The following is an 11,595-nucleotide window of genomic DNA, read 5'->3' on the forward strand; positions in this document are numbered from 1 at the left end:
TTAATAATGCTTGAAAATATTTCTAATCTGAAATATAATAAAGCATATAAGCTAAAAATCAAATGTCCGCAGGTAGGCTTCTGCCTTACCTGCCGGCAATTAAAGTATGTGCACAAAGATGCATTTATTTAAAGGAGGACGTTAAAAAAATGGCTAAAGCTAAGTTTGAAAGAAACAAACCCCATTGTAATATTGGTACCATCGGACATGTTGACCATGGTAAGACTACTTTAACAGCTGCTATCACAAAGACTCTTCACGAGAGATTAGGTACTGGTCAGGCAGTAGCATTTGATCAGATCGATAAAGCTCCCGAAGAAAGAGAAAGAGGTATCACAATCTCTACAGCTCACGTTGAGTATGAGTCAAAAGCAAGACACTATGCTCACGTTGACTGCCCTGGACATGCCGATTATGTAAAGAACATGATCACTGGTGCTGCTCAGATGGATGGTGCTATTCTTGTAGTTGCTGCTACTGATGGTGTTATGGCTCAGACAAAAGAGCACATTCTTTTATCCCGTCAGGTAGGTGTTCCTTACATCGTAGTATTCATGAACAAGTGTGATATGGTTGATGATCCTGAATTACTTGAATTAGTAGAGATGGAAATCAGAGAATTATTAAGCGAGTATGAATTCCCTGGCGATGACACCCCTATTATTCAGGGTTCTGCTTTAAAAGCTCTTGAAGATCCTGCAGGTCCTTGGGGCGATAAGATTATTGAATTATTTGACGCAGTTGACAGCTGGATTCCCGATCCTCAGAGAGAAACAGACAAGCCTTTCTTAATGCCTGTTGAAGATGTTTTCTCTATTACAGGACGTGGTACTGTTGCTACAGGACGTGTTGAGCGTGGTGTTCTTCATGTATCTGAAGAAGTTGAAATCGTTGGTATCAAAGAAGAAACACGTAAAGTTGTTGTTACTGGTATCGAAATGTTCAGAAAACTTCTTGATGAGGCTCAGGCTGGTGATAATATCGGTGCACTTCTTCGTGGTGTTCAGAGAAACGAAATCGAAAGAGGACAGGTTCTTTGCAAACCCGGCTCAATCAAATGCCACAAGAAATTCACAGCTCAGGTTTACGTATTAACAAAAGATGAAGGTGGACGTCATACTCCTTTCTTCAACAACTACAGACCTCAGTTCTATTTCAGAACAACAGACGTTACAGGCGTTTGCAACCTTCCTGAAGGTGTAGAAATGTGTATGCCTGGCGATAATATCGAAATGACTATCGAATTAATCCATCCTATCGCTATGGAGCAAGGTTTAGGCTTCGCTATCCGTGAAGGTGGACGTACAGTAGGTTCCGGTAAAGTTGCTACTATCATTGCTTAATCAATATTAATAAAATATTAAAAGCCGCAATCCCTTGATTTTTGAGGGACTGCGGCTTTTCTTTTATGTAAAATAAGTAATAAAGATAATAGAACCAGAGCGTTTAGTTTTTATAATTAAATCGCACTGGTTCTATTTCGGTTCTATAAATTATTCTTTGTATAGAATTTAAATTAACTTATACATTATTCAATTGAACAGGAGGTGAAAATGTGAAAAGAATCAGTATAAAAGTTATGTTTAAAGTATTACAGACATGTATTATCGTGGCTTATAACATGTAAAAAGTATTAGCAACAGACGGCGGGCAGTAGGCGCTATTATTAAAAGGAATTGAAAATAATAATAAGATTCTCAATGTAAAAGTCAATGAAATAATGACGGAGAATATTACAAAAAGTAGATAAATACAATTAGTTTGTGGCTATCGTCATTTGTTCTTTGTTTAAAAAGGATTCAATTTGTAAAATTACCCATTAAGTGATATATTAAAAAGACATACTTTATCAATTATGATAAAAATAAATAAGAAGAGTAATGCGTTTCCAATTATATTATGAAATAAATTGTGTAAAGTAGTAGTTATAGTCAAATTTGAATTTGTATCATATTTTATGGGGAGGTTTATATGAAAACAATTATTACAATTCAACACACTCAATCAATTCATCATACTAACGGTATGATTGGCTCTTGGACAGATTGGGATTTATCTGAATTGGGTAAACAGCAAGCAGAGAACATTGGTAAGAAGATTTCTATAGAATTACAAGGAAGAAACATTGCTATGTATTCTTCTGACTTGGCAAGAGCAAAGCAAACAGCCGAAATTGTGGGAAAACATTTAGATGTTGTCCCGTCTTTTGAGATGGCATTAAGGGAACGTAATCTCGGAAAGTGTGTAGGGAAATCTGTACAATGGCTTAAAGATAACATTGAATGTCAAGAAAAAACGATTGATGATAGAATGTTTTCAGATGCAGAAAGTCGTAGAGATGAGTGGAATAGATTACTTCCACTTTTTGGGCATATAATTTCAAGCAAAGATGAAAACATTATTATTGTATCACATGGAGATTTATTGAGTGTTTTTAATGCGATGTGGCTTGGATTAGGAGTTGAAACACTTAATCAGTTTGAATTATTTGGTTTAGCAGGCGGAGTGAGCTATATGTTCCAAAATAATGAAGGAAAACGCTTTATAAAGAGATTAAGCGATATGTCATATATAGCATAATGACAAACTCCAATTTGCCAACCATTAGTAAAGTCCAATAATTATCCGGTAAAGTTGTTACTATCATTGTTTATTAGCTTTGTAAAAATACCCCACAACCCTTTTGAACCCACCTCCATTCGTTAGAATTTGATATGTCCCTCCTTTACTGGATAAAACCAGCAAAGGGGGTATCTTTTGTCAATGCTGCGGATTTTTATTGTTTCATACTATTCGCATATTCAATAAAGTCAGGAATATCAAGAGGCCTATTAAAATAATAACCTTGTAACTGATCACATTTCTCTTCTATTAATTTATTTACCTGTTCTAAGGTTTCTACCCCTTCTGCAACTGTTTTAAGATTCAAAGTTTTGGCAATGGCTATGATATTTGCAGTCAAATTAGTAGTATTCGGCTTTGCAAAGTCATCGATGAAGGATTTATCTATTTTGATATAGTCAAGAGGTAAGCGTGTTAGATAACTGAGGGAGGAAAAGCCTGTTCCGAAATCATCCAGGGAAATTCCTATACCCATACTTTTGATCTCATTTAGTACTTCGATTGCCTTATCAATATCCTGCAGAAGAATGCTTTCTGTTATCTCAATTACAAGATTAATGCGTTGTAAAGCATTATTCTGATACATATCTTTTATTTTATAGAGTAGACTGTTATCTTCTAATTGCTTAGATGAGACATTGATAGACAATTTAATATCAATATCCTGTTCTTTTAACAGTTTATCGATTCGAAAGATTTCATCTACAATCCAATTACCTATGGGGATAATCATACCATTACTTTCGGATACTGGTATAAACTTATCAGGAGTATAGATTTTTCCATCCAGTGTTCTCCAACGTATTAAAGCCTCCGCGCCGGTAATAACATATTTGCCGTCCTGAGAACTAACCTGAGGCTGTAGGTATAAACGGAACTCTTTCTTGTCAAGAGCTGACTTTAATTGTGTTTGCATATCAAGTGTATCGTGATTTTTTTTATCTATTTCCTCTGAAAAGAAAGCATATCGGTTTTTGCCGGCTTCCTTTGCTGCATACATGGCAGCATCGGCTCTTCTTACAAGTTCATCTATATTATAGCTATTTTTATGAGCTATCGTGATTCCAATGCTTATACCCAGAATAATCTGCCGTTCCAGTATAAGAAAAGGAGTTTCCATCATTTCAATAAAACTTTGTGCTACTTTTACAGCGTCAATCGAATCACTAATTGTCTCAATTAATATAACAAATTCATCACCGCCGAACCGGTAAACAGAGCAGTTATTACCAAGGTTAAGCTGAAGTCTCATGGAAACCTCTTTTAACAGAACATCTCCTGCCGTATGGCCCAGTGAATCATTGATTAACTTAAATCCGTCCAAATCCATAAGCAATAATGCAAAACCTGTCTGTTTGTCAGGAATCTCAATACGTTCACGGAGTTTTTCATAGAAGTAATTTTTATTGGCTAACCCGGTAAGTTCATCATAGTATGCCAGATTGTGCAGAGCTTCTTCTGTTTCTTTTAACTGACTGATATCTGTCGAGATCGATATATAATTCTGCACGGATCCGTCAGAATTATGTAAAGCGGTTACTGATTTCCATTCCGGATACACGTTTCCGTTTTTGCTTCGGTTCCAGACTTCGCCGTTCCAATAGCCGTTGGCAATCAAACTATCCCACATGTTTTTATAAAATAATAAATCATGCTTGCCGGATTTGAATATCCGGGGATTTTTACCTAAGAGCTCCTGATCTGTATAACCGGACATTTTTTGAAAGGATTTATTTGTCTTTACAATGACACCATTGGTATCCGTAATTAGTACACCCTCTAATGCAGAGTCAATAATTCGGTCGGATAAGATAAGATCATTATTAAGGACTTTTAGATTATTAATATACTTTTGTATTTCTGTTATGTTGTGTAATATTATCAATTTCCCAATCAGAAATTGGTCTTTATCCAGGATCGGTGTTTGCTCGGCGTTATAGTATAAGGTTTTATCTTTAAAATGAAAAGTTATGCTGCTGGCATTCTCGCTGACGGTGTTAAGTGGTAGAAGTGCAGGAAATAACTTATATAGTTCCTGGAGCTTCAGCCCGGTAAAGTTCGTACTTGCTACGGAATACGAAAGGGTTGATAAATTATTATTGTTTAAGACAAAATCAATTGCAGCAGGATTCATGTCAATTATCGTATCATTTGCGTCTAATATAATGGTAACATCACTGATATTTTCCAAAAATAAATTTTTCGCTTTCGGAACCAAAGCTGTCCTGGGAAACCGAAAGATTCCCCAATACATCACAATAATGGTGAAAAGTATACATAATGAGGTTAAATCAATAAAGGTTGAACCGAAAGTTAGGCTTAAAACCAGAAAGTTCATAAGAAAGCCCAGGAAAGAACCAATACATATAAACAGATTCTGACGCTTATACATCTGCGGGGAATGAATTGTTCGAATCAAAAACATAATACATACAAGGAGGATAACAATATAGGAATAATAAGTATGAATACGAAAACCGGCATTTACATGATATGTATAGGATGGAATATGATCTATATACTCAATTTTGGGGTTTGATATAAATTTATACGGGAATCTGTTTGTTAATAACGACAGGAGGGAACATACCGGTATAATAAAAAAGGCTAATTTGAAGAGGAGGGATTTATACTTCGCATTGTGATATTCAACTGCAAATGCCATGCAGATCGGTGGTATAAAAATTGCACTGATAAGTTTGTACTTCTGAAAAAGAAGAGCAAGGTCAGCAGACATAATAAAATAACTTAGAGTCTCCATAGCAATCCAAAAAGAAAGTATAAGATCTCCAATAAACAGATACTTCGCAAGTTTGACTGCTTTCACTCTATAAAGTAAAAACAAAAGTATAAATGAAATAAGTAAGCCAATAAAATAGATTGATCCGTAAATTGATCCGTACATTTCAGTTATTCCTCCAAGAAGGTTTATCTTTAGTAAGGCTGTATATTAAGGCTTTCATGCTATTTATATCATACATTACGAAGAGGCTTAACACAATGTAAATTAGTAACAAGCTTTGTACAGGAAAGTCTTTCATATTAAATAAAAACTGCGCTATAACTGAGTTTAAGAGGTGTTAGATATTGGCATTTACATTTTGCCACGTAGTATGTTATAATTTCCAAATAAAAATTGGTCTTTTTAATTTGCGTTGTCTTTCAGACTGTTTGAAAGTAGAAATCCGGCAGTCAGCAGAACGGCAGCAAGGAGGAGTAAGATGGCGATTGCAGTTAGTAAGCTTTACCGGAATTGTGCATCACTTTATCAGATGCAGCTTCTTGCAGGACATAAGGGCTTAGGTAATTTGGTAGAGTGGGTGCATATTGTAGAAGACCAGGAGGTTTCCTCCTTTTTACATGGCCATGAGCTGATATTTATTGCAGGATATATGTGCCATAATAATGAATGGCTCTTAAATTTTACCAAGGAGCTTTATAAGAGTGATACAAGCGCCTTTGTAATAAATCTTGGGCCGTATATAAAAAGTGTACCAAAGGAGGTAGTTGACTTTTGCAATGAAGTTGACATGCCTCTTTTTACTATTCCCTGGAAGATAAGACTGGTAGATGTAACAAGGGATTTTTGTACCCGCATTATGCATAATGAAAGTGTAGAAGCCAGTGTAGCCTCTACACTAAAAGATATTATTTTCAAAGTGGGAGATCCGGAGACACAGATACAGCACATGGAACGTAATGGTTACAAGCGTGATTGTCACTTGTGTTTTGTAAATATTTCTCTTAATAATGAAGACGTGAACTATAGCACCGAGAATATGGAGAAATTGAAACTTTTTGTGGAACAGATAGCCAGAACCAGCCAGCGGATGTTCATCTCCTTTACCTATCAGTCCAATCTTATAGTAGTCTTATCAGAAAGTGATATGTATAATGTCCGTAAGTTTGTGGATGATTTGGTAAGTCTTATACGAAAAAAGACGGATAAATTCACTGTAAACATTGGAGTAAGCTCCATCATGCAGGGATTTTTGAACCAGGATATTAACTTTGAAAATGCTGTTTCGTCTAATGAAATGGCACAAAAGCGTAAAGTAAGAACTGCTTATTATGATGAGCTGGATATCTACAAGGTACTTCTGGCAGTAAAAGATAAGAAGATACTAAGGAATTTTTATCAGGAAGTCTTTGGCAAGCTTGAACAGTATGATATGGAAAACGGAAGTGATTTAATGGGTTTTCTGCATGCATATCTGGAGAATAACGGCAGTCCAAGACTGGTATCCGAAGAACAGTTCATCCATCGCAACACCGTCAACAACCAGATAAAGAAAATCGAGAAAATTACTGGGTACAACATATTGAATCTGGAGGAGAAGGTGCGCTTTAGTATTGGCTTTATGATACAGGACATAATATGAAATGTGCGTAGAAAAGTCAGTCTTTCTAGGTAGGACGGCAATTTACCCAAAGCAGAAAGACTCATGCGCTGGTGCCAAGGCGCATTCGTTCTTTCTGCTTTGGGTAAAATGCCTGTATACATATTAAACAGGGCTTTTAATGCTCAAATCATAATATGAATAGGGGGAGAAAAGTCAGTCTTTCTAGATGGGACGGCAAATTTGACCAAAGCAGAAAAACTCATGTGCTTATTTTAAGCGCCTTTGCTGGTGTCCAAGGTTCATTCGTTCTTTCTGCTTTGGAGAAATTGCATGTATACATATTGAAGTAGAGATTTAATGCTCATATATTATGATTAACCTGGCAAAAGGGGCATTTTAAATCTTCAAAAGTGGACAGAACATGAATGTTTCCAAATTTTATATTCCTTTAAAAATGGTGGATTATCGAAAATCCTTATTTTCATATTTCTTATCTGCAATTAAAAAAGACATATCGCCTATTTTGCCAAGACGATTTAAAATTGATACCATTTTATCGGGCGTATCCATAATATGAGTATCAAAAGCCCTATTTCAGTGTGTTTCAGGCAATTAGTACAATGCAGAAAGAACGAATGCGCCTTGGAACCAGCGCATGAGTCTTTCTGCATTGTACTAATTGCCGTCCCACTTAAAAAAACTAGCCTTTTGCCACCCATCAAAATATAACCTGCAGTCATATGTGCAAGCGCACAAGAAAGTATGGTCACCTACTTCTTGAATATCAATTTATGTATGTTTATAATGAGACTACATAAAAGATACTGCGACGGAGCCGTTCATCAGAGCGGCTCCCTTTTTTTATAAGGAGGATGATGCTATGACGGGTGAAGAAGTGAGAAGCATGCAAAAGGAGTATAATCTGCAATCCTGGAGCAAACAAAAAGGACTTAATCCTATTCCGGTGGAAAAAGGAGAAGGAATATACTTTTGGGACTACGATGGAAATCGTTATACAGATATGTCCGCACAGTTGGTAAACATGAATGTCGGTTTTGGTAATAAAGCAATTAATGAAGCAATTAAAGAGCAGGTTGATAAGTTTTGTTATGCGGCTCCTTCCTATGCCGTGGAAGCAAGAGCACAGCTGGCCAAGAAGATTATAGAGTTAATGCCGGATAATATGGGTAAAGTATTCTTTACCAATGCCGGTGCTGAAGCTAATGAGAATGCCATTAAGATGGCGCGGATGTTTACCGGTAGATTCAAGGTCTTCAGCAGATACCGCAGTTACCATGGTTCCTCCTTTGGAGCGGGCAATCTGACCGGTGAACCGAGAAGGTATCCCCTGGAACCGGGGATTCCGGGTTTTATAAAGTTCTTCGATCCTTATCTTTATAGAGAAGCCATTGACTTTGAGTCAGAGGAAGCAGCTACGAAGTATTATATTGCAAAACTACGAGAGCAGATTCTCTATGAAGGACCGGGCAGTATTGCAGCCATTGTAGTTGAAACGATAACCGGCTCCAATGGTATACTGATCCCGCCGAAAGGTTACCTGCCGGGGTTAAGAGCACTTTGCGATGAATTCGGGATCTTATTGATTTGTGATGAAGTAATGGCTGGCTGGGGCAGAACCGGTAAGATGTTTGCCTTCGAGAATTTTGATATAAAGCCTGATATAGTTACCTTCGCAAAAGGTGTCACCTGCGGCTATGTACCTCTTGGCGGTGTGGTCGTAAGTAAGAAAATTGCAGAGTATTTCGAGGATAATCTGCTATCCTGCGGCTTAACTTACAGCGGACATCCACTTGCCTGTGCAGCTGGAGTTGCCTGTGTAAATTATTATGAAGAGGTTAATATCCTGGATCATGTTAGCAAGGTCGCCAAAGTTCTGGGGGAAGCCCTGGAAAAGATAAAGGAAAATCATTCTTGCGTGGGAGATGTTCGCTACATTGGACTTTTCTCCGCGGTAGAACTGGTAAAGGATAAGAAAACGAAAGAACCCCTTGTGCCTTATGGAAAGGATTCGGAAGGTATCATGGGTAAAATCCTTGGTAAACTAAAAGAAAAAAGATTTATGACATATACACATGAGAATATGATTCTTGTGGCACCGCCTTTAATAATCACAGAAGAGCAGCTTCTGGAAGAACTAGCGAAGCTTGATGAAGTACTCACCGGTGTTGATGAAGAGTTTCTATAAAGCCGACTGTGCAATTGAACATGTAATATTGGTCAGATATCAATTGATTTATAACTTGTCCATGTTATATAATTCGTCTATGTTATTTTAAGGGACATTAAAACTACTATTTAAAGCAGCGACGGAGCTATCTTAGGAAGATTCCGCCGCTGCTTATTCTTTTGTATATTCAGGAAAGTGTGAACTAGTAAGTAGTAATGATTTAAGCAGCTGCGGCAGAATGGAGGTCATATGGCATATCAATTTACATTACCGCGAAGTATTTTTATAGGGAAGAATGCCTTGGAAGCAAGTGAGGATGCCGTGAAAAGGCTTGGTAAAAAAGCCTTTGTAGTAACAGGCAGAATTGTTACCAAAGCCGGAATCGTCGCCACACTTACAGGTTATCTTGAAAACTGGGGAATTGAATATGTTGTGTTCAATGATATTACCGGAGAGCCGACGGATTTCATGGTTGAAGCAGGAGTAAAGGCATATAAGCAGACCGGATGTGATTTTCTGATTGCTATCGGCGGAGGGAGTCCTTTAGACAGTGGGAAGGCCATTGCAGCTATGACTGTATTGGAAGGTAAAATATCTGATTATCTTGGAAAAGAAATCAGCGGTAAATTTCCACCCATGGTATTAATACCCACAACTGCAGGTACCGGGTCGGAAGCCACGAAGTTCACGGTAGTAACTGATTCTGTTAAGGAAATCAAGATGCTCTTGAAAGGAAATTCCCTGTTACCGGAGCTTGCAATAATTGATCCCTCATTTACATTGACCTCTCCTCCGGGTATTACAGCAGCTACCGGCATGGATGCATTAACTCATGCTGTAGAAGCTTATACTTCAAGAAAAAGCACTCCATTGACTGAGGCTTATGCATTATCAGCTGTAAAGAGAATCTTTCGGTATCTTCCCACCGCTTATAGTAATGGAAGTGATGAGAAGGCAAGAGAGGAAATGCAGCTTGCAGCTTTTGAAGCAGGAGTGAGTATCAATAATGCGTCTGTAACCTTAGTCCATGGTATGAGCCGGCCAATCGGAGCTTTGTTCCATGTTCCCCATGGCATATCCAATGCGATGCTAATCAAGGAATGCCTTACTTTTGCTTTGGATGGCTGTTATGAAAGATTTGGAACCTTAGGCAGAATAATTGGAGCAGCAACGGAAGAAGACGATGATAAAACAGCAGCATGGAGTTTTATTGCGGAACTTGAAAAGTTATGCAGACACTGCAATATCCCGACCTTGGAGGAATACGGAATAAACAGACAGGAATTTGAGAATGCCACTGAGAAGATGTCAGAGGATGCCCTGGCAAGTGGCAGTCCGGCTAATACTATCAAGGAAGTATCGAAGGCAGATGTTTTAAAAATCTATAAAAAACTTTGGGAATAAAACATTATAGAGAATACAAATTACGATGGCGTAAAGGGGAATGACCCCTACGCTATTTTTTTTGTGATAAAGATATGAAGTATGTGTTAAAAGGAAAGAAATCTATTCGTCATTATATTGGGAAGTGAGAAAATTAAGCTGTTAAATTGTAAATTTGTATCTGCGAGCGAATAAAGCGCAGGTTCAAGAAAGGATAGGTGTTTTATGGATGCAATGGTACTTAAAAGTGATATGGAAGAAGCATCGGCTGAGAGCAGCTTTGATGTTGAGATAAAGATAGAGGATTTATGTATCAGTTTTCCGGATAAGGAAGGAGGCCTTCCCATTACTGCTTTGCAGAATATTAACCTGGACATCAGGCAGGGAGAATTTATTTCACTGCTGGGGCCTTCCGGATGCGGCAAGACTACATTACTTCGCACAATTGCTGATCTTCAGCAGCCTACTTCAGGAAGCATATCCGTAAGGGGCCAGTCACCAAGAGAAATCAGACTTCAGAAGAAATACGGGATTGTATTTCAAAATCCTGTTCTATATGATTGGAGAACCGTCCGGCGTAACGTCTGTATGCCTATGGAGATGATGGGAATACCGAAGAAAGAAAGAACCGCAAGAGTCACTAAGATGTTAGAGCTGGTAGGGCTTATGGAGTTTGGGAAGAAATACCCTCATCAACTAAGCGGCGGAATGCAGCAAAGAGTTGGTATTGCCAGAGCCTTGGCTATTAAACCGGAGATTCTTTTAATGGATGAACCATTTTCGGCATTGGATGAATTTACGAAGGAAAAGCTCCATGAAGACCTGCTTCGTATCTGGAAGAAAACCAATAAGACAATTCTATTTGTAACCCATAACATTCAGGAAGCAGTCTTTCTATCTGACAGAGTGGTAGTGTTGTCACCGCATCCTGGAAGGGTATCAGCCATAGTAGATATTGACCTTGACAGGCCAAGAAGCTTGGAGCTTAAGAACACACAGAAATTCAATGAACTGGTGGTTAAGGTTCGAAACAGTTTTGAGAGCCTGTAGGAACAATAG

7 protein-coding genes are annotated in these 11,595 nt (G+C 37.9%); 6 read left to right on the top strand and 1 reads right to left on the bottom strand.

Annotated features, from left to right (window positions below; all coding sequences use genetic code 11):
* The first annotated feature begins 149 nt into the window (after positions 1–149).
* Together tuf and bsdcttw_RS01820 are read left to right on the top strand one after the other, a co-directional pair.
* Entirely contained in the window at positions 150–1,343 is a 1,194-nt protein-coding gene (gene tuf, locus bsdcttw_RS01815) for an elongation factor Tu (protein ID WP_185257752.1), read from the top strand.
* Positions 1,344–1,971: 628 nt separating this feature from the next.
* Positions 1,972–2,580, top strand: coding sequence for a histidine phosphatase family protein (locus bsdcttw_RS01820; protein WP_185257753.1), 609 nt, complete (start codon positions 1,972–1,974; stop codon positions 2,578–2,580).
* A 196-nt stretch (positions 2,581–2,776) separates the two neighbouring features.
* Here bsdcttw_RS01820 and bsdcttw_RS01825 read toward each other — a convergent pair whose 3' ends face one another.
* Positions 2,777–5,527 (bottom strand): EAL domain-containing protein, encoded by a 2,751-nt coding sequence (locus bsdcttw_RS01825; RefSeq protein WP_185257754.1) that lies wholly within the window; start codon positions 5,525–5,527, stop codon positions 2,777–2,779.
* A gap of 316 nt (positions 5,528–5,843) precedes the next feature.
* Here bsdcttw_RS01825 and bsdcttw_RS01830 point away from each other — a divergent pair, with 316 nt between their 5' ends.
* From bsdcttw_RS01830 to bsdcttw_RS01845, 4 genes are all read left to right on the top strand, one after another.
* The gene (locus bsdcttw_RS01830) at positions 5,844–7,004 is read left to right on the top strand and encodes a PucR family transcriptional regulator (protein WP_185257755.1); all 1,161 of its coding nucleotides are present in this window, start codon (positions 5,844–5,846) and stop codon (positions 7,002–7,004) included.
* An 841-nt stretch (positions 7,005–7,845) separates the two neighbouring features.
* Positions 7,846–9,171 carry an aminotransferase class III-fold pyridoxal phosphate-dependent enzyme gene (locus tag bsdcttw_RS01835; protein WP_185257756.1) on the top strand — a complete coding sequence of 442 codons (1,326 nt, stop codon included), beginning with the start codon at positions 7,846–7,848 and terminating at the stop codon, positions 9,169–9,171.
* A gap of 231 nt (positions 9,172–9,402) precedes the next feature.
* Entirely contained in the window at positions 9,403–10,557 is a 1,155-nt protein-coding gene (locus bsdcttw_RS01840; RefSeq protein ID WP_185257757.1) for an iron-containing alcohol dehydrogenase, read from the top strand.
* A 204-nt stretch (positions 10,558–10,761) separates the two neighbouring features.
* On the top strand, positions 10,762–11,586 hold the full coding sequence (locus bsdcttw_RS01845; protein ID WP_185257758.1) for an ABC transporter ATP-binding protein: 825 nt from the start codon (positions 10,762–10,764) through the stop codon (positions 11,584–11,586).
* Positions 11,587–11,595: the final 9 nt, after the last annotated feature.

Source organism: Anaerocolumna chitinilytica (assembly GCF_014218355.1).
GTDB classification, from domain to species: Bacteria; Bacillota; Clostridia; order Lachnospirales; family Lachnospiraceae; genus Anaerocolumna; species Anaerocolumna chitinilytica.

What these genes read in the sequence shown, in the direction of transcription:
- tuf (WP_185257752.1), top strand. Translation starts at nt 150, where the DNA reads ATGGCTAAAGCTAAGTTTGAAAGAAACAAACCCCATTGTAATATTGGT.
- bsdcttw_RS01835 (WP_185257756.1), top strand. Translation starts at nt 7,846, where the DNA reads ATGACGGGTGAAGAAGTGAGAAGCATGCAAAAGGAGTATAATCTGCAA.
- bsdcttw_RS01820 (WP_185257753.1), top strand. Translation starts at nt 1,972, where the DNA reads ATGAAAACAATTATTACAATTCAACACACTCAATCAATTCATCATACT.
- bsdcttw_RS01825 (WP_185257754.1), bottom strand. Translation starts at nt 5,527, where the DNA reads ATGTACGGATCAATTTACGGATCAATCTATTTTATTGGCTTACTTATT.
- bsdcttw_RS01845 (WP_185257758.1), top strand. Translation starts at nt 10,762, where the DNA reads ATGGATGCAATGGTACTTAAAAGTGATATGGAAGAAGCATCGGCTGAG.
- bsdcttw_RS01830 (WP_185257755.1), top strand. Translation starts at nt 5,844, where the DNA reads ATGGCGATTGCAGTTAGTAAGCTTTACCGGAATTGTGCATCACTTTAT.
- bsdcttw_RS01840 (WP_185257757.1), top strand. Translation starts at nt 9,403, where the DNA reads ATGGCATATCAATTTACATTACCGCGAAGTATTTTTATAGGGAAGAAT.